Here is a 23,125-nt window from a genome sequence, read left to right as displayed (position 1 = left end):
CGGCGCGGTGGTCGGTGCGGCTGGCGCGGGCGGTGCGCGGCGAACTGGACGATCCGCTCACCCCGGTGCTCGCCGTCGGCTCGGCGGCCTCGGCGATCCTGGGCTCCGCCGTGGACGCGCTGCTCGTCGTCGGCGCCCTCGACCTGAACGCGCTGGTCGGCGGTGTGCAACGGATGCGGGCGGAGCGGGCGTTGGCCGGGCTGCTCGCCGAGCAGAAGCGGAAGGCCCGCATCGCGCCGGACGAGTCCGGGGAGCAGCCCCCGCGCACCGTCGACGCCGCCAAGCTCATCCCCGGCCAGATCATCGAGCTGAAGGCCGACGACGTGGTCCCCGCCGACGCCCGCCTCCTGTGGGAGGAGGGCCTGGAGGTCGACGAGTCCGCGCTGACCGGCGAATCACTGCCCGTGGACAAGCAGACCCACCCCACCCCGCACGCTCCCGTGGCCGATCGCCGGTGCATGGTCTTCGAGGGGACCACCGTCGTCGCCGGACACGCCCGTGCCGTGGTCGTGGAGACCGGTGAGCGCACCGAGGCCGCCCGTGCCGTCTCCCTCGCCGCCCGCAAACCCCCGTCGGCAGGAGTGCAGGCCAGGCTTCAGGAACTCACCGCCAAGGCACTGCCGTTGACCATGGCGGGCGGCGCCACGGTGACCGGCCTGTCCCTGCTGCGCGGTACACCGATCCGGGAGGCGGTCAGCGGCGGTGTGGCGGTGGCGGTGGCCGCCGTGCCCGAGGGGCTGCCGCTGGTGGCCACGGTCGCGCAACTGGCCGCCGCACGCCGACTCAGCAGGCGCGGCGTGCTGGTACGGGCGCCGCGCACGCTGGAAGCGCTCGGCCGGATGGACACCCTCTGCTTCGACAAGACGGGCACCCTCACCGAGAACCGGCTGCGGCTGGTCCGCCTCACCGACGCCGAGGGCAACACGGGCACGCCGGACGACGCGACGGGCGCGACCGTCCTGCGGATCGCCGCCCGTGCCTGCCCCCAGCTCAACGGCGGCTCGGACCGCCCGGTGCACGCGACCGACGAGGCCGTCCTGGCCGCGGCCGCCGGCGACCCGGACTGGACGCAGACCGAGGGCCTGCCCTTCGAGGCCGCCCGCGGTTACGCCGCCGCCGTGGGCCACGAGAAGGACGACATCCGCCTGCTCGTGGTCAAGGGCGCCCCCGAGACCGTCCTGCCCGCCTGCCGCGACCTGCCGGACCACGCCACCGAGGCCGCCCACTCCCTGGCCCGCGACGGCCTGCGCGTCCTCGCGGTCGCCCGGCGCCGGGACGCGGCGGACAAGGACACCGAAGAGCCCCTGCGGGACCTGGAGTTCACCGGCCTCCTCGCGCTCGCCGACGTACCCCGCGAGACGTCGCAGACGCTCGTGCACGGGCTGCGCGACGAAGGCGTACGGCCGGTGATGCTGACCGGCGACCACCCGCAGACCGCGCTCGCCATCGCCGTGGAACTGGGCTGGCCCGAGGACACGGACGTGGTCACCGGCGACGAACTGGCCGCCGCAGACCGGTCGGAGCGGGCCCGGATGCTGCACGACGCCGGCGTCGTCGCCCGGGTCGCGCCGGAGCAGAAACTCCAGGTCGTCGAGGCGCTGCGGGACTCGGGCCGGGTCGTCGGCATGGTCGGAGACGGCGCCAACGACGCGGCCGCCATCCGCGCCGCCGACATCGGCGTGGGCATCAGCGCCCGTGGTTCGGCGGCCGCGCGCAACGCCGCCGACCTGGTGCTGACCGGGGACGACCTGACCGTGCTGATCGAGGCGATCGCCGAGGGCCGCGCCCTGTGGCACAGCGTCGCCGACGCCATCGCCATCCTCATCGGCGGCAACGCGGGCGAGGTCGGCTTCGGCATCGTCGGGACACTGCTGGGCGGGTCCGCGCCGCTGTCCACCCGCCAGATGCTGCTGGTGAACCTGTTCACGGACCTGTTCCCGGCGATGGCGGTGGCCGTCACCCCGCATCAGGACCCCGGCGAAGAGGAGACCGGCGACGACCGTCCCCTCGGCATCTCCCTGCTGGGCGCCCCGCTGATGGAACAGATCCGGCACCGGGCCCTGACCACGGCTCTGGGCGCGGTGGTCGCCTGGCTGATCGGCCGGTTCACCCCGGGCACGGCCCGCCGCTCCACCACGATGGCCCTGTGCGCGGTGGTCGGCACCCAGCTCGCCCAGACCCTCGCCGACCGTCGGGACAGCCCCCTGGTCCGCGCCACCTCGCTCGGCTCCGCTGCCGCCCTGGTCGCCCTGGTCCAGACCCCGGGCGTCAGCAACCTGTTCGGCTGCACCCCACTCGGCCCGGTCGCCTGGGCGGGCGTCGCCGCCGCGATCGCCCTCGCGGTGGCGAGCCAGCGCACGCTGCCCCGCCTGGAGGAGACGGTCATGCGGTTGGCGCGCCGCTAGGCGACCGCTTCTCGGAGTCGGCTTCCCTCGGGGGCGAGACCGCCTTCGAGGGGAGGTGGTTGAAGAGCAGGTTCAGGGCGATCGCCGTCAGACACCCGGCGCTGATCCCGCTGTGCATCACCGTCTGGAACCAGTCGGGGAACTCGTCGTAGATCGTCGGCACCCCCACCGGCAGCACGCCCATGGCGACCGAGACGGCCACCACCGTCAGGTTGTGGTTGCCCGTGAAGTCGACCTTCGCGAGGGTCCGCAGTCCGCTCGCGGCGACCGTCCCGAACATCACCAGTCCCGCCCCGCCCAGCACCGGCGCCGGTATCGCCGCGACCACCGCGCCCAGCTTGGGCAGCAGCCCGAGCAGCACGAGGATGCCACCGGCAGCGGCGACGACCCAGCGGCTGCGCACCCGCGTCATGCCGACGAGGCCGACGTTCTGCGCGTACGCCGTGTAGGGAAAGGTGTTGAAGACGCCGCCGAGGACGGTCGACAGTCCGTCGGCGCGCAGTCCGTCGGAGAGGGACCGCGCGTCGACCTCGCGGTCCGTCATCTCGCCGACCGCGATGAAGTCACCGGTGGTCTCGGTCATCGTCACGACGGCCACCACGAGCATGGCGACGATGGCCGACGCCTCGAACGTGGGCGCGCCGAAGTGGAAGGGCGTGCTGACGCCGACCCAGTCCGCGTCGGAGACCCCGCCGAAGTCGGTGAAGCCGAGCGGCACGGAGACCGCGAGGCCGACGACGATGCCGAGGAGCACGGCGATCCGGCTGAGGAAAGCGGGCGCGAACCGCTGCACCCCGATCACGACCGCCAGCACGAACGCGGCCAGCGCGAGGTTCTTGGGCGCGCCGAACTCCTCCGAACCGGCGCCTCCCGCCGCCCAGTTGCCCGCGACGGGCAGCAGGGAGACACCGATGATCAGGATCACGGTGCCCGTGACGAGCGGCGGGAAGAAGCGCAGCAGCTTCCCGAACACCGGTGCCAGCAGCATGATCGCGAGTCCCGCGACGATCACCGAGCCGTAGATCGCGGGCAGTCCGCCGCCCTCCGTACCGATGATGACCATCGGGGACACGGCCGCGAAGGTGCAGCCCTGCATGATCGGCAGCCGGACGCCGAAGCGCCAGAAGCCGATGCACTGGATGAGGGTGGCGACGCCGCACACCAGCAGGTCGGCGGTGATGAGATAGGCGAGGTCGGCGGGCGACAGGTTCATCGCGCCGCCGACGATCAAGGGGACCGCCACGGCGCCGGCGTACATCGCGAGGACGTGCTGCAGGCCGAAGGCGGCCAGGTGGCGGACGGGAGGGACTTCGTCAACGGGGTGGGGTGAGGTCATGGGCGAGACCGTAAGTCCCTTGAACAGTTTGTTGATTTCCGCGGTGTTTCCGGTGGGTGTCCCGGCCCTATGACCCGTTGCTGTGGGCCGCGTTCATCAGTGCCTGCCAGTCCGCCAGCTTCACGACCCGCCTGCCCAGGGTGGCCCCCAGTGCCGCCTCCGCCTGCTCGATCGCGCGCCAGCCCTCCCACCGCACCGGCTCGACTCCCGCCGCCCGCAGGGCGGTGAGCGGATCTTCGGGAACCTCCTTCGCCACGAGCGCGGCGGCGTCCTCGATCAGTGAGGTCACGGTCTCCTTCGCACACGGCCTGTTCGTGCCGATGACGCCCGTCGGGCCCCGCTTGATCCACCCGGCCACGTACTCGCCCGGTACGACGACTCCGTCGCGCAGGACGCGGCCCGCGAGATTCGGCACCGTGCCGGTCGCGGGGTCGAACGGCAGGCCCTCCAGCGGAACTCCGCGGTAGCCCACCGAGCGCAGCACCAACTGGGCCTCGATCTCCTCGAACCGCCCGGTCCCGGTCACCCCGCCCCGTCCGTCCGGCGCCGTGCGCTCGAAGCGGACGGCGCCCACGCGGCCCTCCTCGGCGAGGAGTTCGACCGGCCGCAGGTAGAACCGCAGGCTGATCCGTCGCAGCGCGTCCGCGGTCCCCGTCTCCGTCCACCCCCGCAGCACCTCCACGTTGCGGCGGGTGGCGCCGGGCAGGGCGGAAGGGTCCGTCCAGGCCGGGTCGAGGGCGGCCTCGGCCGGGTCGACGGTGACGTCGGTATCGGGCAGGGAGCCCAGTTCACGCAGTTCCTTGGTGGTGAAACGGGCCTGGGAGGGGCCGCGCCGGCCCACCATGCTGATCTCGGTCACCTTGCTCGCGGCCAGCGTGGTCAGCGCCGCCTGCGGCATGTCCGTGGGGGACAGCTCCGCCGTACCCCGGGCCAGCATGCGGGCGACGTCCACCGCGACGTTGCCGACGCCGATCACGACGGCGGAGCGCGCACTCCGTACGAAGCCGTCGTCGACGGCGTCCGGGTGGGCGCTGTACCAGGACACGAACTGGGTCGCCGACCAGCTCCCCGGCAGGTCCTCGCCGGGGATCCCGAGGTGTCGGTCGGTGGCTGCTCCGACGCAGTACACCACCGCGTGGTACAGCTCCCGCAGCCGGGCGGCCGGGATCCCGCCCGGGCCGATCTGCACCCCGCCGAGGAACCGCACCCGCTCGTGCTCGAGCACCGTGCGCAGGTTGTTCTGGAGGGACTTGATCTTCTCGTGGTCGGGTGCCACGCCGTACCGGACGAGTCCGTACGGGCAGGGCAGACGGTCCAGGACGTCGACGCGCACCGCGGGGTCCTGCTGTACGAGACTCTGCGCGGTGTAACACCCGCTCGGCCCTGAGCCGACGACGGCGACATGCAGCACGGCGGAACTCCTCACCCGTGGGATCTCAGGAGAGCGCTGGTGCTTCCAGCATCGCACCTGTGCTGCTGCGCTGACAGGGTGCAGACGCGGAGTGGCCGTGCGTGTCCTTTTTATGGAGTGTGATGATGCGGTTACGTTCCGTGTGTGCTAGAAGCATCCTTTCTTAATCTTTCTGATCGTTGTCCGACGGACGGCCAGGTGTCCGTGTGGCCCGCGTGGGAAGTGCAGGAGAGCGAGAGCGCGACCGCCTGGTTCCAGGTCCGCCTCGCGTTCGCGGACGGCGCCCGGGTCGACGCGCTGGCCGTGGTGTCCGAGGGACGCGTCTCCATCGAGGACGTACGGGCCCAGCCCGCGCTCTCGCTGCACGACCTGACCGTGCTCGCCGACTGGATCGAGGAGCCGCTGTTCGCGGCCTGCGGGGTGGCCGGGGAGCCGGAGGGCGAGGTCGGCGGCGGTCGGCGCGCCCGGCCCGCGTGGCCCCGCGGGGTCGAGGGGCGATGGCTGATCGCGCAGGAGTACCGGGCGGCACAGGAGGAGGGGTTCGATCCCGTCCTCGCTGTGATGTGCGCGACGGGACACAGCCGCCGCAAGTCACTGCGCCTGATCGCCCAGGCGCGCGACGCGGGCTTGCTGACACCACGTCACGCCCGGCGCTGAGGCCGGGTCCCGATCGGCCGGCGCACTCCCGCGGGCGGGCTCAGCTCCCGGTCGGGCCGGGCGGTCTGCCACCGGTCTCGAAGAACCGTGACAGATCCATGTCGCAGGTCCCGCCGGGCGCGCCCCCCGGCTCCGGCGGGACGCCCATCTCCCAGTCCAGCCGGTAGCGCTTGAAAAGTTCGGCGCGCAGCACCGGCACCGGCATCGGCACCCCGGGTACCAGCGCCGCGTAGACCGCGCCCATGAGCAGGGCCCGGAGCATCGGATAGTCGGCGTCCACGTCGAGCGAGCCGTGCCGGGCGCAGGTGTCGCGCAGGAGTTCGGCGAGGCGCCGCTGCTCCGGGCACTGGATGAAGCCCTCGGTCTGGAGGATGCCCGCCATGTGCTGGCGCATCAGCACCGGCCGGTCCCGGGCGAGCCCCAGGATCGCGTCGATGGCCCTCGCCATCCGCTCCCGGCCGTCCTCGGCGGGCGGCTCCCGCTCCAGCCCCTCCTCCAGGGTGCGGTGCATCAGCCGGTGCACCGCGGACTGGACGAGCTGGCGTTTTCCGGGGAAGTAGTACGACACCAGACCGCGCGCCGAACCCGCCCGGTCCGCGATGTCGCCGAGGGTCGTGGCCTCGTAGCCGTGCTCACCGACCAGTTCGACCGCCGCCTGCAGAAGCCGTTCCCGAGAACGCCTTCGCAGTTCTTCATTGACCGAAGCGCTTCGCGGGGACATGCTGTAACTCCTGCGTTGACTGGCTGCCAGCCAACTATACTCAGCGCATCCGGTCGTGCCCTTGTGTCGACCGGTTCGGTGCCGCCTGCCTTGGGCGACGCGGGGGATCGCCTGAGGCAGGCGTGCGCTTTCCCCTATGGTGGCCTCGGGCGACTTCTCAAGCGGTGTCGCGTCGGCCCCGCCCGACCAATTCCAGCACCGGCCGCAGGCCGTCCGGCCGCTCGGCCGCCGGAAGATGGTCCACGAAGTGCACCCCGCAGCCCAGCGCCGCGGCCCCGCCGTCCGCCCGGCGATCGTCGCCGACCATGAGGACCTCGCGCGGATCGGCACCGAGTTCGGCGCAGGCGGCCCGGAAGAGGCGGGGGTCCGGCTTCTGCACGCCGTGCTCGAAGGACAGGACGTAGGTGTCCACATACCGGTCGAAGCCGTGCTCGCGGAAGACCGGGCGCAGGTCCCAGCCGATGTTGCTGACCACGCCGATCCCGATCCCGCGGTCCCGCAGCGCGCCCAGTACGTCGGCCGCGTCGGGGTACGGCTCCCAGGCGGACGGCGTCATGTGGCGCTCGTAGAGCCTGTCGTGCAGCTGTTCGTCGGGGAGTGTGACGTACCGGGACAGGCCCGTGTAGGCGGCGCGGTGCAGCTCCTGGCTCTTGTCCCGGACACCCCAGACGCTCGCCACGTCCTCCGGCAGCCACGCCGGACTAGCCCCGCCCGGCAGCGCCCCCATCCGCTCCAGCGCCCGCACCGTCTCGGCCAACTCCGTCTCGCTCAGCTCCACTTCCCGTTCGGCGAGCGCCCCGCGCAGCCAGGACTCGGTGGACTGGACGCGGAAGAGGGTGCCGGAGAAGTCGAACAGGACTGCGATCATGCTCGAACCCTACGGGGGAGTCGACGGCCCGCGCGGGCAGATCGGTTCAGTGGTCGTCCGACGCGTGGTCGGAGGCCGCGCGCTCGGTCGTCCGGGGCCGCCATCGGCCGTACAGGGCCACCGCCACGGCCACCAGCGCGGCGCCCAGGAGCCAGCCCCCGATGACGTCCGTCGCCCAGTGCACGCCCAGCCAGACCCGGGTCAGACCCACGCCGACGACCGACACGACGGCCACCGCCACGGCCGTACGCCACACCGCGCGGCCGACGCCCGCTCGGTGCAGCAGGTACAGCAGGAGGCCGCTGACCACCGTGGCCGTCATGGCGTGTCCGGAGGGGAAGGCGGCGTAGTGGGCGGAGTCGACGGGGTCCGGCCAGACCGGGCGGGAGCGGTCGACGGCGGCCTTCAGGCCCTGCTGGATGCCGGCGCCCAGCGCGGTCGTGACCACGAGCCACAGGGCCGCCCGGCGCGCGGCGTGCCGCCACAGCAGCCACAGCACCGCGACCGCGCAGAGGATGCGCATGGTCCACGGGTCCCAGACCCAGTCCGTGAGGATCCGGAACGTCTGGGTCAACCCGGCCTCGCCGACCGCCCAGCGGTGGGTGGTCTCGGCGATGTCGCCGTCGAGCGTCATGAGCGGGTGCCACCGGGCCGCCACCAGCGCCAGCAGCAGCGCGGAACACAGCGCCAGAGCGGCGGCCCAGCGGAGGGCGGGCCTGCGGATCGACGGGCGGGTAGGGGAACCGACGGACTGGGTGTGCATACTGCGATCCTTGCCGACTCCCGGGGTCCTAAGCCAATACGGGAGGCAATACCGGCCTATCCCAGCGCCCGCAGCCCCGGCACGCAGGCCACCACGACCGGCACCACGGGCACCAGCGCGGCCGCGGCCGTCAGGCGCAGCCGGCGCGCCGCCGTCAGCCGGTCCGGGGGAGTCAGGAGCCGGGTCACCCGCTGCGGCACCTGCCCCTGCGCGGTCGGGCAGGGGCCGAACACGCCCCGGTCCTCATTGAGTTCGACCAGGGCCAGCGCGGTGGTGAGGCGGCCGAAGCGCCGGGAGGCCATGTCGTCGGCGGCGAGTTCGACCAGACGGTGCATCTCGTCGCGGAACGCGGCGAAGACCGGCACCTGCGGGAACGCCGTGGCCAGCGCGGCCGAGGAATGCAGCAGCCAGTCGTGTCTGGCTCGGGCGTGGCCCTGCTCATGGGCGAGTACGGCGTCCAGCTGCCGCCCCTTCAGGCGGCGCAGCGCGGCCGTGGTGACGACGAGCCGCGGGGCCGTGCCGGACAGCCACCAGGCGTCCGGGCGCTCGCCCTCCAGGACCACCAGACGGCGGTCGGGCCCCGGCTCCTCGCCGGGCAACAGCGGTGCGCGCACGAGGAGTTCCGCCCGACGCCGCCGACCCCGGGCGCGAGCCCGCGCGACCTCGCGGACCAGCATCACACCGCTCCACACCCCGCCGCAGGCGAGCGCCACCGCGGTCGTCGCCGCCCAGGGGCCGGCCACGCCCAGCGCGTACGCCTCCACGACGGTCCGTGGCGCGGGCGCGAAGACCTGCCCGCGCACCGCCTCCCAGGCCGCCGCGGCGCTCAGCGTCATCGACAGGGCGCAGCACAGCAGTACGGCCACCACCACGCACTGCCACACCCACAGCGCCACGACCGGTTCGCGGTCCTGCCAGTCGGCCCGGGCGAGCAGTCGGGGCGCGGCCACGGCGGTCAGGGCGCCGAGCAGCAACAGTGCCGCGGGGACCATCATGTGCGCAGCCTATGAGCGCAGGGGCGCCCAGGGCAGGGGCGGCCGCGGCGAAGTGACCCATGCCACGGGGATCAGAGTGGGGGCAACAGCGCGAGCGCGCGGCTCACCTGCCGCGTCGCTGCCGTCCGGGCTCACATGGTGAGCAGCATCGCGACCATGGCGATCCCCATCGACAGGCGGCACGCCCGCGCCAACTCCGGCCGGTCGCCCAGGCGTACGGCGCCGCCGCCCGCCGTGGCGGGGACCAGACGGACGCCGGTCAGCAGCACGTACCCGGTGAAATACAGCAGCAGCACCCCTGTCAGCGGCGGCACGCCGGAGGCGCCGTGGCCCGGGGAGGCGGCCATCGTGACCGCCATGTAGACCATGGCCGAGGCGCCCACCAAGTGGTGCAGGTGGTGCGTGCTCGCCCGCGCCGCCCACAGGGTGCGCAGCGCCGCCGTGCCGAAGACCACCGCGTAGACCGGCCAGGTCCAGGCCGGTGGGGTGAAGACCGCGGCGGGCACGGCCATCGCGGCCATGCCGAAGCCCATCAGCGCCTCGCCGCCCGCGGACCGGCGCTGTTCCTCGACGTCGCTGCGCATGCGCAGCAGGCAGTAGGCGCCGGTCGCCGCGCACAGCGCGACCAGCAGCCAGCCGGGCGAAGCCGGTAGATGCACACGCCCTCCCCGCTCGACGGTGCCGGGCAGTCGCCCGGGGTCGGTCGGAGACTGCCCCGGCCATGCGGCGCGCACGCGAGCGCAAGGGTGTACACGGGGAGCATTCGCGGGAGCACGGCAGGTCACAGCAGGTGTTTTACGAGTAAAACACCTGCTAAAGTTGTACGTCATGAGCAGTGCCACCCCACCCCGACGTCCCCGGCCGGCCGGTGTGCTGCGCCTCGGCCGCCCCTCGGAGATCTGGTTCAAGCCCGCCCTGAGCGTCGTCGCCGCCGTCGCCCCGCCCAACCTGCTCCTGCTGGCGCTCGGCCGTCTCGACCTGGCGATGTACACGATGGCCGGGTCCCTGTGCGCCCTCTACGCCCACAACCGCCCCTACGCCGCCCGCGCCCGCGCGCTGGCCTGGGTCGTCGGGGGCATGGTCGGCGGTCTGGCCGTCGCGCTCGTCACCGCGTCCCTGACCTCGGGCGCGGTCGTCCTGGTCACCGTCGGCGCCCTGCTGGCCGCCGCCCAGAAAGCACTGTGCGACGCCACCCGCATAGGACCACCCGGCAACGTGATCCTCACCTTCATCACCTCCGCCGCCCTGTTCGCCCCGCAGACCCTCACCCAGGTCCCCGCCCATCTGGCGCTCGCCGTCGCGGCCGGCGCCTGGGCCTGGATCATCGGCATGGCGCCGGGCCTGGTCCGCCCGCACGGCCCGGAGCGCCGCGCGACCGCGGCCGCCCTGAACGCGACGGCCGACTACGCGAGCACCCGCGACGGCCGCACCCGCGCCCAGGCCGCCGCGGCGATCCAGGCGGCCTGGCAGTCGCTGCACTCCGCCGGTCGCCGCTCCGCCACCCGCAGCGCCCTGGAACGGCTCGTCGTCAGCGCCGAGGTCGCCCTCGCGGCCCCCGCCGACACCGATCCCGAGCGACTGCGCGGCCGGGCCCGGGACCTGCGCGGCACCGCAGCCGTGCCCGAGGAACTTCTGGGAGTCGCCGCCGAGTCCGCCGTCCCGCCCGAGCCGTTGTGGCACCGCCTGCGCCCGCTGGCGCCGCTCGCCGCGCGCACCGCCCTCGGCTGCGCCCTCGCCGGATACGCCTCGCTGGCCCTCGGCATCGGCCGCCCCTACTGGGCGCTGGTCACCGCGGCCGCCCTCTACCAGGCCAACCTCACCCTCACCTGGAGCCGTGGCGTCCAGCGCGTCGTCGGCAACCTCGCCGGCGTCCTGTTCTTCGCAGCCCTCGCACCGCTGGCCCACCTCGGCCAGGCGGCCCTCGTCCTGTGCTGCGTGGCGCTGAACTTCGGTGCCGAGGCACTGATCAGCCGCAACTACTGGCTGGGCAGCGTCTGCGTGACGCCCATGGCCCTCCTGATCACGGAGTTCACCGGCTTCCAGGAACCCGGCACACTGATCACCGAGCGGGTCGTGGACACCCTGGTCGGCGCCGGCCTCGGCTTCCTCGCGGCCCTGGTCGTCACCGACCGGCGCGCGGGCGACCGGGTGGAGCGGGCGCTGGCGACCGCCGAGCGCGCGCGGGAGCGGGCCGCCCGACTGCTCACCGAGCCGCAGGCCACGCCCGCCGCCGTGGCGGCCGCCCACCGGTCCCTCGCCGCCGCCCTGGTCGAACTGCGCGCCACCGTGGACGCCGCCTCCGGCGACTGGTGGCGGCGTGCCCTGCCTCTGGAGCGGGTCGTGCTCGCCGAGCGGGCCGGGCACCGTACGCTCGCGGCGACCACCCGACACCGGATCAAGGAAGGCGTACGACCATGACGGCAGCCGACGAAGGCAAGGGGCCGGCCGACACGGTCGCCGCCGTGGTCCGGCAGTGGCGGGCCGTCCACCCCGGCCTCGACACCGGGCCCATGGAGATCATCGGCCGTATCAACCGCTGCGCCGCGCTCCTCCAGCAGGCCGAGGACGCCCCGTTGCGCCGGGTCGGACTCAGCCGCGCCGAGTTCGACCTGCTCGGCGCCCTGCGGCGCACCGGGCACGAGCTGACCCCCAGCGAACTGGCCCGCGAGACCTTCTCCTCGGGCGCGGCCGTCACCAAACGCCTCAAGCAGCTCACCGAGCGCGGCCTGGTGGAGCGCCGCGGCGACGCCCGCGACCGCAGGGTCGCCCATGTCCGCCTCACCGACGACGGACGGCACCTCGTGGACGGCATCCTGCCGGAACAGCTCACCTACGAGACGACGGTACTGTCCGGCATCGAGGACCGGGAGCAACTGGCCTCCCTGCTTGCCGAGTTGCTGGTACGGCTGGAGGGACTGCGGTTGTGACGTGAGCTCAGAGCACGTCGTGTGCCGTACGGCGGTGGGTGGAGCGGCGGTCGTCGATCCGTGTCCAGCGGTCGCCGTAGATGTTGCGGGTGATCTGCGGCTCCCGGACGAAGTCGTGCGGGAAGCCCAGGGGGACCGCGCTCACCGCGTCCAGGCGGGCGACCGCGTCCGCGTCGAGACGGACGTCGACGGCGCCGAGGTTGTCGGCGAGCTGGCTCTCCTTGGTGGCGGCGATGATCGGGACGACGTTGCCGGGTCGGCCGAGCAGCCAGGCCAGGGCGACCTGGGCCGGGCTCCAGCCGCCCTCCTCGGCGATGTCGAGGACCGCGGTGACGATCTCCTCCACGCGGGGATCCGGCTCGCCGGTGTCCGCGAGCCGTCCGCTCTCGCCCCGGCGGTACTTGCCGGTGAGCCTGCCCGCAGCCAGCGGAGCCCAGGCGAGCACGGCGAGGTCGAAGGCCCGGGCCTGGGGAAGCAGTTCACGCTCCGGGGTGCGCTCCAGCAGGCTGTACCGCAGCTGCGAGCCGGCGAACGCGGTCCAACCTCGCAGCTCCGCCAGCGTGTTGGCCTGGGCGATCTCCCAGGCGGGCCAGTCCGAGACGCCGACGTAGAGCACTTTGCCCGCGCGCACCAGGTCGTCGAGGGAGCGCATGACCTCCTCGACGGGGGTGAAGTTGTCCCGGGCGTGCACCCACAGCACGTCGAGCCGGTCGGTGCGCAGCCGCCTCAGGCTCGCCTCCACCGACTGGAGGAGGTTCTTGCGGTGGTTGCCGGCCGCGTTGACGTCGCCGTCGCGGATGCCGCAGGTGTACTTGCTGGCCAGCACGAACTCGTCGCGCCGCCCTTCCAGCAGCTCGCCGAGGATCCGTTCCGAGCTGCCGTTCGTGTAGTTGTTGGCGGTGTCGACCAAGTTGCCGCCCGCCTCGGCGTAGGCGTGCAGGATCCGGGCGCTGGTCTCCTTGCCGGCGCCCCAGCCCCAGTCGTCGCCGATGGTCATCGCCCCGAGGCTCAACTCGCTGACCCGCAGCCCGGTCCTGCCGAACAGTGTGTACCGCACGTTTCCATCCCTTCGGGCGGTTCGTGCGGCCGACGCTAGGGCCTGGAGCGCGCTCCAACGCAAGGCGGCGCGGGCCGGGTGGAGGGCGTGGGCGTGGGCGGGAGCGGGCGGCGTCGCTGGCCCAGGCGGCGCAGGCGGGCTGAGCGGCGCAGGCCCCCAGGTAGCCCACGCGGCCCAGGCGCCTCAGTCCGCGTAGTCCGCGGCGCGGTAGACGCCGAACATGGCGCCCTGGGGGTCTCGCAGGACCGCGATCCGGGGGCCGTCGGGGACGGAGGTCGGTTCCATGAGGACGTTGCCGCCGGCCTCGGTCGCGACGGCAGCGGCGTCGTCGACGTCCGCCACGGCGAAGTACGGCAGCCAGTGCGCGGGCACCTCGTGCGGGAACTTGTCGTCCATCGTGACCATGCCACCGAAGTCGGCGCCGTCGATACCCCACTGCGTGTAGTGCTCCGAGGCGTTGACGCTCCAGCCGAACAGCGCCTGGTAGAAGGCCACGGCCCGTTCCGGCGCACGGGTCATGAGCTCCACCCAGCCGAGCGTGCCGGGCGCGTTGAACAGCCCCGCGCCGGGGAAGGCGCGGGCCTGCCACAGCTGGAATGCGGCGCCGGTCGGGTCGAGGACCACCGCGAACCGGCCCACGTCGAACACGTCCATCGGACCCACCAGCACCGTCGCCCCGGACGCCTCCGCCTGCGCCGCGGTGGCGTCGACGTCGGCCACCAGGAAGGACACGTTCCAGGCGACCGGCTGGGAGTCCTGGTACAGCGGGGTGAGCGCGGCGACCGCCGCCTCCCCGAGGTGGGCCATCGTGTAGCCGCCCGCCTCCGCGCGCGGGTCGGTCTCGGGACGCCAGCCGAAGAGCCGGGTGTAGAACCGTTTGGCGGCCTCGACGTCACTGGTCCCCAGCTCGGTCCAGCAGGGTCCGCCGATCACCGGCTTGTCGACCTTCATGACATTCCCTCCAAGAACCCAGCCCCCTCCAGCACGCTAAGCCCGCCACCGCGGTATGCGCCATTGACGGCGATGGCTGTCGGCGTGATGGTTTGTAGAACATTGCGCAATCCGCGCGCCCAACGGAGGTCATCATGGCGCTACGGTTCTTCGGTAAGGACCCTGAGACCAACGGCGACCACTGTCCCACGGTGTGGTTCGACGAGACGCAGCAGGAGTTCGTGTTCCAGGGGTGGAAGGCGGGCGAGGAACTTCGGGCACAATGCCTTGTCACGGGTTCGATCCCTCACACCGAGGCAGTCGTTCTGCTGCCCGCCCGCATGGTGCAGCAGATCAGGGAGGCGTGTGATGCCGCGGCAGGTGCCACCGTTCGCTGAGCTGCTTGCGGGGTGCACTCGGTCCGCCGTCCACCTGGAGGCGCGCGACGTCTACGGCGTCGAGGACGAGGACGCCGATTTCGCGGCCTGGCGCGCTGGGTACCGGTACGACCTGGCCGACCGGACGTCATGGTGGAACCCCTTCCATGGCCTGGTGGCCGATGCTGTGGGCCGTGGAGTGGTGGTGCGTCGCGCCCGGGTCGTATCGGAGCCGGTGAGTGACTACATCCGATTCGAACACGCGTGTACGCCGCAGAACCTGGCGGCCGGCGAAAGCGTCCGGTGGTTGCCCCGACGGCTGGCGTCCGACCTGCTCCTCCCCGGTAACGACCTGTGGATCTTTGATGGTCGACTCATCCGGTTCAGCCTCTTCGCCGGGGACGGCCGGTTCGTCGAGGACGTCCTGAGCGACGCCCCTGACATCGTGAAGCGCCACTCGGAGGCGTTCGAAGCCGTCTGGGAGCGCGCCGTCCCGCACGAGAACTACAAGATCTGAGCGGCGCCGGCCGATGCGATCCCCCTACCCGTCCTCCGCCCTCGACGAGGCTCGCCGGTCCCTCGCGGAGAAGCTTCGTGAGATCCGGCGTGACGCGGGCCTGACGGGTAGAGAGGTCGCGGCTCGCGCAGGTTGGCAGCCCTCGAAGATCTCCCGGATCCAGAACGCCACCACGCCACCTTCCGACGACGACATCCGGACCTGGTGCACAGCGTGTGAGGCCGAGGACCGGATCCCTGACCTGATCGCCGCCAACCGCACGGCCGACTCGATGTACGTCGAGTGGCGCCGCGTGCAGAGGAGCGGACTTCGGCGGCTCCAGGAGTCGTACCTCCCGCTCTACGAACGGACGACCAGGTTCCGCGTCTACAGCTCGACTGTGATCCCGGGCTTCGTCCAGACCCGCGAGTACGCGGCGGCACTGCTGGGGAACGTCGCGCGAGTGCACGGGACGCCCGACGACGTGACCGACGCGGCGGCCGCGCGAGTCGAGCGTTCGCGTGTGATCCGTGAGGGCGGCCGACAGTTCGCCTTCCTCCTGGAGGAGTCCGTCCTCCGCCATGTTGTCGGCGACGCCGCGACCATGGCCGGTCAACTCGGCCATTTGCTCTCGGTGATGGCGCTGCCGTCCGGGTCCGTCGGGATCATCCCCGCCGGGCGCGAACGGAATATGTGGACCCTGGAGACCTTCACCCTCTTCGACGACGAGCGTGTGTCCGTCGAGCTTTTGACGGCTGCTGTCACCGTCACGACCCCCGGCGAACTCGCCATGTATGCCCGCGCATTCGAGGAAATGGCATCACTCGCCGTCTACGGGGCCGAAGCCAGGACGCTGGTTGCCGCGGCGATCGATTCCCTGGACCGATTCAAGTAGAACTTCATAGAACTCTGTGGAACAGTCCCTCTCCCTCTGCCTAGGTTCGACGTATCGAGACCTGCCGAGGAGGTTAGGGATGGCGCTGGAAGGGGCGCTGAGTGCTCCCGTCACTTTGATGGATCCGCTCAGCTTCGAGACGCCGGGGCCGGCAGAAGGGTGTGACGTGTGTGCCGCGCTCTTCAGGCAGTGGAAGGCAGCCTCAGCGCCCGGTAGTCCGTCGTACGACACGACGCGGGCGACGGACTGTGCGATCGGGATCCGTCGTCATCCGCACGACCGGAAGAAGCGGGGGCGGGCGTGAGTTCCCCGCCCCCGAGTTCCCCGCAGCCGTCTGCGCCAGAGGCGAGGTTGCAGAGCGAAGGCGTCCCCGTGAGTCAGTGGATCGAGTGTGCGCGGTGCCTGGAGGCCAGCGAGGACGAGAGTGACGTCACGGGGTGGGCGGAGGGGCATCAGTCCCTCCACCCGCACCACACGCGCTTCCGGACCGTCAGCCAGGCGTACTGGCGATTGACGCCCCTGGACGCCCCTTGAGCCCGCAGGGCGTTTCAGATGCCCGGGCGATAGCGCAGGGGGTGATCCCCAGGGGTCTCGACGAGCGCGATTCTGCAGCCGTCCGGATCCGCGATCCACATCTCGATCAGCCCCCACGGCTCCCGCACCGGCGGTCGGACGATCTCCACGCCCTTGCTGAGGAGCTCCTGGTGGGTCGACTCCGCGTTCTCGACCTGGAGCCAGAGCTGGAGCGCGGGGGAGGGCGGGGTCTCGGAGCGGCCGGAGACCTCAAGGAAGCCTCCGCCGAGGAAGTAGACGGTGCCGCGCTCCGGGCCGGTGCCGAACTCGCGCTGGATGGCGAGGCCCAGCTGTTCGCCGTAGAAGTGGCGCGTGCGGTCGGGGTCGACGGGGTGAAGCAGGATGCGGCTGCTCAGTACATGCACCATGATCCCGGAGCGTAGCGGCAGCGCGTTAGTCTCGTCCCTGCCCGCGCGGTGCTCGGAAGCAGTGCCTCGAGCGCTGCCTGAAGCGGTGCCCAGCAGAAGCAGTGCCTAGAAGGGGAGACCCGCCTCATGGAGACCGCAGCCGGACTGACCTTCCGTGACGCCGACGACGCCGACGTCGACGTTCTCGTCGCGCTGATCGAGTCGGCCTACCGCGGTGAGGCCAGCAGGGTCGGCTGGACTACCGAGGCGGACATCCTCCAGGGGCAGCGCACCGACCCGCAGGGCGTGCTGGAGGTCATCAAGGCCGCCGACAGCCGGCTGCTCACGGTCGAGCGGGACGGCAGGGTCGTCGCCTGCTGCCAGCTCGAACACCGCGGAACGCACGCCTACTTCGGGATGTTCGCGGTCAGCCCCGCCCTCCAGGGCGCGGGTCTCGGCAAGGTCGTCATCGCGGAGGCCGAGCGCGTCGCCCGCGAGAGCTGGGGCGCCACCGAGATGCACATGACGGTGATCTCCGTACGCGACGACCTCATCGCCTGGTACGAGCGGCGCGGCTACCGCCGTACGGGAAGGATGACCCCCTTCCCGTACGGCGACGAGCGCTTCGGCATTCCGCAGCGCGACGACCTCCAGTTCGAGCTGCTGACCAAGGAACTCGGGGCCTGACGTCAGGCGGTGAAGCGCCCCGTGCGCTTGATCTCGGGATAGTCGGTGGTCGCGCCGTCGAGTTCCAGGGCGCGTACGAGACGCAGGTGGTCCTGGGTGTTCACCACCCAGCCGATGATCCGGAGGTTCGCCTTGCGGGCCTCCTCCACCACCTCCAGGGTGAGTCGGCGGATGTTCAGGCAGACCGTTTTTGCGCCCACCGCGACGGCCCGCTCCACGATGTCGGTGCCGTAGCGGCTGCCGATCAGCGCGGCCCGTACACCCGGCACGAGGCGGGTGATCTCGGCGACCGCCTCGTCGTGGAAGGAGGACACCTCCACCCGGCAGAGCAGGTCCCGTCGCCCCATCACCTCGGCCAGCGCCCGTGCCGCGGCCACGTCCTTGATCTCGGCCTGCAGCGGAGCCGCCACGGCGTCCAGGACCTCCTCGAACACCGGCACCCGCTCGCCCTTGCCCGCGTCCAGAGCGCGCAGCTCCGCGAGGGTCTTCTCGGCGATGGGGCCGCTGCCGTCGGTCGTGCGGTCCACCTCGGTGTCGTGCATCACGACGAGGTGGCCGTCCTTGCTCAGATGCAGATCGAGTTCGATGACGTCGAGGCCGGCCTGCTGGGCGGCGACGAAGGAACGGAGGGTGTTCTCGGGCTCGACACCCATCACTCCGCGGTGACCGATGGTAAGGAAGTTCAAGGTTCGACTCGCTTCCGTCGACGGCGGCTCGGCACGCGCACGACCGAAACGGAACGTTCGCGTGACAAGGCCGCAGCCTAACCGCCGGGACCCCGGATGAAACCCGTGCGTACACGGGGGATCGGGGCGGAGGACGGAAGGATCCGGCCAGCACCTGGCCGGTGCTCGGACGGACCCCGACATCCCGTCACCCGGCCGTGGGCGAGTCTCGCGCGCATTGACCGGCCGAATCGTTGCGCATACCCCGGAAGGGTGCCGCAACCCCTTTCGGCAGGAAAAAGTTCGGTGACGGTAGGGGTGGCGCAGGATAATTTCCCGAGGTCCCTCTTGCTGAGAGAAACCTCGTACGCATACGGTGTCCTTACGCGAGGTTCTCCCGTGGAGGATGGGACATGACGGAAATTCTTGTGCAGTCGGGTATGGGGGAGCAGGTTGCTCCTGTGGCCAGGGTGGTGGAGCACCCGGCATGGCCCGTGCTCAAGGATGCCGTGGAGCAGATCCGGCCATGGCAGTCCGCGGACGGGTCGATCGACTTCGCGGCCGAGGGTGCCCCGGCCGCGGCCGACGCCGAGGCCGTCGTGACCCGGATCGTGACCGCCGTCGAGGAACTGTCGCCGCTGCTGCCGCACGACGCGGCCTACCACAAGGCCCTGGTGCAGGACCTGGGCCGCTGGGCCGAGGGCGGCTTCGAGGTGCCGGACTTCCTGGACTCGCTGCTGGCCTTCCAGCCCGCCGCGAACCGCGCGGACGGCCTCCAGCACCTGGTGGTCTTCCCGATGTACACGCAGAACGGCAACCCGGACCGCAACCTGGAAGCGGTCGTGCTGCGCATGGTCTGGCCGGACTGGCTGGCCGAACTGGAGCGCACCCGCTACGACAACCCGCTGTTCTGCGGCATCAAGTTCGAGGACTTCACGGCCGGCTACGACACGAACTCCGCCGTGCTCTTCCCCGAGACGATCGCCGTGCGCGAGGCGCCGGAACGATTCACCTGGGGCGGCATCTTCTGCGACCGCGAGGCGGCCCGCTTCCGCCGGGTCACCGACGCCGCCGTCGACATCCTGGGCCTGGAGCTGCCCGGGGACATCGCCGCGATGGTCCACGACCAGAAGCGCTGCGAGGAGGCGTTCGTCCTGTGGGACATGGTCCACGACCGCACCCACAGCCACGGCGACCTCCCGTTCGACCCCTTCATGATCAAGCAGCGCCAGCCGTTCTGGATGTACGGCCTGGAGGAGCTGCGCTGCGACCTCACCGCCTTCAAGGAGGCCGTGAAGCTGGAGGCCGAGGGCGTCCCGCAGGCCCGTGACGTGCAGTACGCGGTCCTGTTCGACCGGATGTTCCGCTTCCCCGTCACCGGCGACCGCAACCGCAACTACGACGGCCTGGGCGGTCAGCTGCTCTTCGCCTACCTGCACAAGCACGACGTCGTCCGCTGGACCGACAACAAGCTCTTCATCGACTGGCAGCGGGCCCCGCAGGTCACCAACGAGCTGTGCGGCGAGATCGAGAAGCTGTACCGGGACGGCATCGACCGCCCCAAGCTCGTCCACTGGTTCGCGGGCTACGAGCTGGTCTCCACCTACCTCGCCCCGCACCCGGGCTCCAAGTGGGCCAAGGGACCGGACGCCCTGGACCTGACCCTGCCGCCGCGCAAGCTCGTGGATGACGTGCTTCCGGACGAGTTTCCGCTGAGCATGTTCTATGAGGCACTGTCCAAGAAGCTCAAGAACGTGATCGCCTCCGCGAAGGGCATCACGGCGGACAGCGCCGAGCGGGTCGCCGCGTGAGCGACCGTACCGAGGACGTGGCTCAGGAGGGCAAGATGGCGAACGGAAACGGGCCGCTCAGCGGTGCGGTGATCGCGGTGGCCGGGGCGGGCGGACCGGCCGGCCGGGCGACGCTGCTCAAGCTGGCCGAGGCGGGAGCGACCGTCGTCGGCGCCGACAACGACCCCGAGCGACTGGCGGAGGCCGTCGACGCGGCCCGCTACGCCGGTGGGGGCGCCACGGTCACCGGTGAACCGGTCGATCTCCTTGACCTGGACTCCACCCGGGACTGGGCCGCGCGCACCGAGAAGGAGTTCGGCCGCATCGACGGCCTGGTCCACCTCGTCGGCGGCTGGCGCGGCAGCGAGACCTTCGTGAAGACCAGCCTCGACGACTGGGACTTCCTGGAGCTGCTGCTCATCCGTACCGTCCAGCACACCTCGCTGGCCTTCTTCGAGGGTCTTCAGCGCAGCGAGCGCGGCCGGTACCTGCTGATCAGCGCCGCCGGTGCCACGAAGCCCACGGCCGGGAACGCCGCGTACGCCGCCGCCAAGGCCGCGGCCGAGGCCTGGACGCTCGCCCTGGCCGACGCCTTCCGCAAGGCCGGGGGTGCCGAAGGGCCGACCTCGGCGGCTGCGATCCTGGTGGTGAAGGCGTTGGTGCACGAGGCGATGCGCGCCGAGCGGCCCAACGCGAAGTTCGCGGGCTTCACCGACGTCACGGACCTCGCCGAGGCCATCGCCGGCGTCTGGGACAAGCCCGCAGCCGAAGTGAACGGACAGCGTCTGTGGCTCACCGAGAAGCCGTGAACCCCCCGAAGACCGATGCGCGTCGCCACCACGACCCGGAACTGCGCGGCTTCGCCAGCGACAACTACGCCGGCGCGCACCCGGAGGTCCTCGCCGCCCTGGCCCTGGCCAACGGCGGCCACCAGGTGGCCTACGGCGAGGACGTGTACACGGAGAACCTCCAGGCGATCGTCCGCAGCCACTTCGGTCCTACGGCGGAGGCGTTCCCGGTCTTCAACGGCACCGGCGCGAACGTGGTCGCGCTCCAGGCGGTCACCGACCGCTGGGGCGCGGTGATCTGTGCCGAGAGCGCCCACATCAACGTGGACGAGGGCGGCGCGCCCGAGCGGATGGGCGGGCTGAAGCTGCTCACCGTGCCCACGCCGGACGGCAAGCTCACCCCCGAGCTGATCGACCGGCAGGCCTGGGGCTGGGAGGACGAGCACCGCGCGATGCCGCAGGTCGTCTCGATCACCCAGAACACGGAGCTGGGCACGCTCTACACGCCCGAGGAGATCCGCGCCATCTGCGACCACGCTCACGCGCGCGGCATGAAGGTGCACCTCGACGGCTCCCGGATAGCCAACGCGGCGGCTTCACTGAACGTCCCGATGCGGACCTTCACCAACGCCGTCGGCGTCGACATCCTCTCGCTCGGCGGCACCAAGAACGGTGCCCTGTTCGGCGAGGCCGTCGTGGTGATCAACCAGGACGCCGTCAGCCACATGAAGCATCTGCGCAAGCTGTCCATGCAGCTCGCTTCCAAGATGCGCTTCGTGTCCGTCCAGTTGGAGGCGCTGCTCGCCAAGGACCTGTGGCTGCGCAACGCCCGGCACGCCAACGAGATGGCGCAGCGGCTCGCCGAGGGCGTCCGGGCGGTGCACGGCGTCGAGATCCTCTACCCCGTGCAGGCCAACGCCGTGTTCGCGCGGCTCCCGCACGAGGTGAGTGTGCGTCTGCAGAAGCGGTTCCGGTTCTACTTCTGGGACGAGGCCGCGGGTGTCGTGCGCTGGATGTGCGCCTTCGACACCACCGAGGACGACGTGGACGCGTTCCTGGCGGCGCTGAAGGAGGAGATGGCGCACTAGCCATCACTGCATAGGTATGCGGTCACCCGAAAAGTCATTGACTGTCGGGTGATCGCTTTCCTATGCTCGGCCGCCATGGAGCTGAAGCAGGAAACCCCTGACCTGTCCGCATACTTGGCTGCTGACGAGGCTGTCGACCATGACCACCCGGTGGTGCGGCGTACCGCCGCGCGGCTCGCCGCACGAGCCGAGGACTCGTATGCCTATGCGCGACTGGCCTTCGAGTACGTGCGTGACGAGATTCCGCATTCGCACGACGCCGGGGACTTGCGCGTGACCTGGCGCGCCTCGGACGTACTGGAGCAGGGCACCGGCATCTGCTACGCCAAGTCCCATGCGCTGGCGGCCCTGCTGCGGGCCGAGGACATCCCCACGGCCCTGTGTTATCAGAGACTCGGCGTGGTGCACGGCCTGGTCGCCGTCCGCTTCCACGGGGCCTGGCACCGACAGGACCCCCGGGGCAACAAACCAGGGGTCGACGCGCGGTTCTCCCTCGACGGTGAGCGGCTGGCCTTCCCGGTCGACCCGGAGTCCAATGAGCTGGACTATCCAGTCCTGTACGCTAAACCTCACCCGGCAGCCCTCGGCGCCCTCCGGAGCGCGATCGACCTGCCGCACCTGTGGCAGATCCTTCCCACCGCACTCTGAGGCAGACCATGACGCTCACGCTGACCGTGTCCGACGAGGTGCGGGCCCTGGCGCCCGGCTTCTCCCACCTCGCGGTCGAAGCCCACGGACTCGTCAACGGACCCAGCACCGAAGGCAGTTCCGCGATCCTCGACGACGCGGCCCACCGCCTGGCCGAGCGCCTGGACGGACGTGCCCCGCACGAGGACCCGCACATGGTGGCGTGGCGTGAGGTGTACACGGCCTTCGGGTCCAAGCCCTCGCGCACCCGCAACTCGGCGGAGGCGCTGGCCAAGCGGGCGCTCTCGGGTGCCGGCCTGCCCCGGATCAACCTGCTCGTCGACCTCTACAACGCGATCAGCGTGGCCCATCTGATCCCGGTCGGCGGCGAGGACCTCGACCGCGTCAACGGGGGGATGCGGCTCATCAGGGCCACGGGCGAGGAGCCCTTCGTGACCGTCGCCGACGGCACCGAGGTGGTCGAACACCCCGATGCCGGTGAGGTCGTGTGGTGCGACGGTTCGGGCGTCACCTGCCGCCGCTGGAACTGGCGCCAGGGCCCGCGCACCCGTCTCACCGAGGAGACGGTCTCGGCGATCTTCCTGCTGGAGAGCCTCGCGCCGATGCCGCTCGCCGAGGTGGAGCGAGCGGCGGACGAACTCGTCGCCCTGCTGGAGAAGTTCAGCCCGGGGGCGAGGGTGACGGTCGGCCGGTCGTAGGCC

General features: G+C 71.6%; 24 protein-coding genes and 1 pseudogene. 14 read left to right on the top strand and 11 right to left on the bottom strand.

Features of this window, described 5'->3' with window-relative positions; all coding sequences use genetic code 11:
• The coding region (locus ACWDRW_RS23495; RefSeq protein WP_451725969.1) for a cation-translocating P-type ATPase at positions 1-2,405 on the top strand (2,405 nt) is incomplete at its 5' end.
• Here the strand turns inward: ACWDRW_RS23495 and ACWDRW_RS23490 are convergent.
• Positions 2,383-3,741, bottom strand: coding sequence for a nucleobase:cation symporter-2 family protein (locus ACWDRW_RS23490; RefSeq protein ID WP_451725967.1), 1,359 nt, complete (start codon positions 3,739-3,741; stop codon positions 2,383-2,385). The genes ACWDRW_RS23495 and ACWDRW_RS23490 overlap by 23 nt on opposite strands.
• 67 nt (positions 3,742-3,808) lie before the next feature.
• Positions 3,809-5,152 (bottom strand): FAD-dependent oxidoreductase, encoded by a 1,344-nt coding sequence (locus ACWDRW_RS23485; RefSeq protein ID WP_451725966.1) that lies wholly within the window; start codon positions 5,150-5,152, stop codon positions 3,809-3,811.
• Positions 5,153-5,350: 198 nt separating this feature from the next.
• On the opposite strand from ACWDRW_RS23485, the gene ACWDRW_RS23480 reads away from it, so the two are divergent.
• Positions 5,351-5,809 (top strand): DUF6214 family protein, encoded by a 459-nt coding sequence (locus tag ACWDRW_RS23480; RefSeq protein WP_451725964.1) that lies wholly within the window; start codon positions 5,351-5,353, stop codon positions 5,807-5,809.
• A gap of 40 nt (positions 5,810-5,849) precedes the next feature.
• Here the strand turns inward: ACWDRW_RS23480 and ACWDRW_RS23475 are convergent, their stop codons facing one another.
• From ACWDRW_RS23475 to ACWDRW_RS23455, 5 genes are all read right to left on the bottom strand, one after another.
• Positions 5,850-6,530 (bottom strand): TetR/AcrR family transcriptional regulator, encoded by a 681-nt coding sequence (locus ACWDRW_RS23475; protein WP_451725962.1) that lies wholly within the window; start codon positions 6,528-6,530, stop codon positions 5,850-5,852.
• A gap of 157 nt (positions 6,531-6,687) precedes the next feature.
• Complete coding sequence (locus ACWDRW_RS23470; RefSeq protein ID WP_451725960.1) at positions 6,688-7,398, bottom strand: HAD family hydrolase; 711 nt, start codon at positions 7,396-7,398, stop codon at positions 6,688-6,690.
• Positions 7,399-7,444: 46 nt separating this feature from the next.
• Entirely contained in the window at positions 7,445-8,161 is a 717-nt protein-coding gene (locus tag ACWDRW_RS23465; protein WP_451725958.1) for a phosphatase PAP2 family protein, read from the bottom strand.
• A gap of 56 nt (positions 8,162-8,217) precedes the next feature.
• The gene (locus ACWDRW_RS23460) at positions 8,218-9,156 is read right to left on the bottom strand and encodes a M56 family metallopeptidase (protein ID WP_451725957.1); all 939 of its coding nucleotides are present in this window, start codon (positions 9,154-9,156) and stop codon (positions 8,218-8,220) included.
• A gap of 131 nt (positions 9,157-9,287) precedes the next feature.
• Positions 9,288-9,815 carry a DUF5134 domain-containing protein gene (locus tag ACWDRW_RS23455; protein ID WP_451725956.1) on the bottom strand — a complete coding sequence of 176 codons (528 nt, stop codon included), beginning with the start codon at positions 9,813-9,815 and terminating at the stop codon, positions 9,288-9,290.
• A gap of 169 nt (positions 9,816-9,984) precedes the next feature.
• Between ACWDRW_RS23455 and ACWDRW_RS23450 the strand changes: the two genes are divergently transcribed.
• Together ACWDRW_RS23450 and ACWDRW_RS23445 are read left to right on the top strand one after the other, a co-directional pair.
• Positions 9,985-11,574 (top strand): FUSC family protein, encoded by a 1,590-nt coding sequence (locus ACWDRW_RS23450; RefSeq protein ID WP_451725955.1) that lies wholly within the window; start codon positions 9,985-9,987, stop codon positions 11,572-11,574.
• The gene (locus ACWDRW_RS23445; RefSeq protein WP_451725953.1) at positions 11,571-12,083 is read left to right on the top strand and encodes a MarR family winged helix-turn-helix transcriptional regulator; all 513 of its coding nucleotides are present in this window, start codon (positions 11,571-11,573) and stop codon (positions 12,081-12,083) included. Before ACWDRW_RS23450 ends, ACWDRW_RS23445 begins: the two co-directional genes overlap by 4 nt.
• 7 nt (positions 12,084-12,090) lie before the next feature.
• On the opposite strand, the gene ACWDRW_RS23440 is transcribed toward ACWDRW_RS23445, so the two are convergent.
• Both ACWDRW_RS23440 and ACWDRW_RS23435 read right to left on the bottom strand, forming a co-directional pair.
• On the bottom strand, positions 12,091-13,140 hold the full coding sequence (locus ACWDRW_RS23440) for an aldo/keto reductase (protein WP_451725952.1): 1,050 nt from the start codon (positions 13,138-13,140) through the stop codon (positions 12,091-12,093).
• Between the two features lie 183 nt (positions 13,141-13,323).
• Positions 13,324-14,091 carry a VOC family protein gene (locus tag ACWDRW_RS23435; protein WP_451725950.1) on the bottom strand — a complete coding sequence of 256 codons (768 nt, stop codon included), beginning with the start codon at positions 14,089-14,091 and terminating at the stop codon, positions 13,324-13,326.
• A gap of 134 nt (positions 14,092-14,225) precedes the next feature.
• On the opposite strand from ACWDRW_RS23435, the gene ACWDRW_RS23430 reads away from it, so the two are divergent.
• The 4 genes from ACWDRW_RS23430 to ACWDRW_RS23415 all read left to right on the top strand — a co-directional run bounded on the left by ACWDRW_RS23430 (position 14,226) and on the right by ACWDRW_RS23415 (position 16,372).
• Complete coding sequence (locus ACWDRW_RS23430; RefSeq protein WP_451725948.1) at positions 14,226-14,468, top strand: hypothetical protein; 243 nt, start codon at positions 14,226-14,228, stop codon at positions 14,466-14,468.
• Positions 14,440-14,964, top strand: coding sequence for a DUF6879 family protein (locus ACWDRW_RS23425; RefSeq protein ID WP_451725947.1), 525 nt, complete (start codon positions 14,440-14,442; stop codon positions 14,962-14,964). The genes ACWDRW_RS23430 and ACWDRW_RS23425 overlap by 29 nt, the downstream gene beginning before the upstream one ends.
• Before the next feature lie 13 nt (positions 14,965-14,977).
• On the top strand, positions 14,978-15,838 hold the full coding sequence (locus ACWDRW_RS23420) for a helix-turn-helix domain-containing protein (RefSeq protein WP_451725945.1): 861 nt from the start codon (positions 14,978-14,980) through the stop codon (positions 15,836-15,838).
• Between the two features lie 300 nt (positions 15,839-16,138).
• Entirely contained in the window at positions 16,139-16,372 is a 234-nt protein-coding gene (locus ACWDRW_RS23415) for a DUF7848 domain-containing protein (RefSeq protein WP_451725943.1), read from the top strand.
• Between the two features lie 14 nt (positions 16,373-16,386).
• Here ACWDRW_RS23415 and ACWDRW_RS23410 read toward each other — a convergent pair whose 3' ends face one another.
• On the bottom strand, positions 16,387-16,779 hold the full coding sequence (locus tag ACWDRW_RS23410; protein ID WP_451725942.1) for a VOC family protein: 393 nt from the start codon (positions 16,777-16,779) through the stop codon (positions 16,387-16,389).
• 117 nt (positions 16,780-16,896) lie between these two features.
• Here ACWDRW_RS23410 and ACWDRW_RS23405 point away from each other — a divergent pair.
• Positions 16,897-17,445 (top strand): annotated as a pseudogene (locus ACWDRW_RS23405) (GNAT family N-acetyltransferase); the annotation flags it as partial.
• A 2-nt stretch (positions 17,446-17,447) separates the two neighbouring features.
• On the opposite strand, the gene ACWDRW_RS23400 reads toward ACWDRW_RS23405, so the two are convergent.
• Positions 17,448-18,131: a glycerophosphodiester phosphodiesterase gene (locus ACWDRW_RS23400; RefSeq protein ID WP_451725941.1), complete on the bottom strand. Its 684-nt coding sequence runs from the start codon at positions 18,129-18,131 to the stop codon at positions 17,448-17,450.
• 392 nt (positions 18,132-18,523) lie between these two features.
• Between ACWDRW_RS23400 and ACWDRW_RS23395 the strand changes: the two genes are divergently transcribed.
• The 5 genes from ACWDRW_RS23395 (at position 18,524) to ACWDRW_RS23375 (ending at position 23,122) form a co-directional block, all read left to right on the top strand.
• A complete protein-coding gene (locus ACWDRW_RS23395) occupies positions 18,524-19,921 on the top strand; it encodes a DUF6421 family protein (protein ID WP_451725939.1) in 1,398 nt (465 codons plus the stop codon).
• 35 nt (positions 19,922-19,956) lie between these two features.
• Positions 19,957-20,709, top strand: a complete 753-nt coding sequence (locus tag ACWDRW_RS23390) for an SDR family NAD(P)-dependent oxidoreductase (protein WP_451725977.1) — start codon at positions 19,957-19,959, stop codon at positions 20,707-20,709.
• On the top strand, positions 20,706-21,776 hold the full coding sequence (locus ACWDRW_RS23385; protein ID WP_451725937.1) for a threonine aldolase family protein: 1,071 nt from the start codon (positions 20,706-20,708) through the stop codon (positions 21,774-21,776). The genes ACWDRW_RS23390 and ACWDRW_RS23385 overlap by 4 nt, the downstream gene beginning before the upstream one ends.
• A gap of 75 nt (positions 21,777-21,851) precedes the next feature.
• Positions 21,852-22,424, top strand: a complete 573-nt coding sequence (locus ACWDRW_RS23380; protein WP_451725936.1) for a transglutaminase-like domain-containing protein — start codon at positions 21,852-21,854, stop codon at positions 22,422-22,424.
• Between the two features lie 8 nt (positions 22,425-22,432).
• Positions 22,433-23,122 carry a B3/B4 domain-containing protein gene (locus ACWDRW_RS23375; RefSeq protein ID WP_451725934.1) on the top strand — a complete coding sequence of 230 codons (690 nt, stop codon included), beginning with the start codon at positions 22,433-22,435 and terminating at the stop codon, positions 23,120-23,122.
• Positions 23,123-23,125: the final 3 nt, after the last annotated feature.

Source organism: Streptomyces sp. NPDC003635 (genome assembly GCF_053587635.1).
Note: the sequence above shows the minus strand (reverse complement) of the source record. Positions and strands in the feature narration are given on the sequence as shown.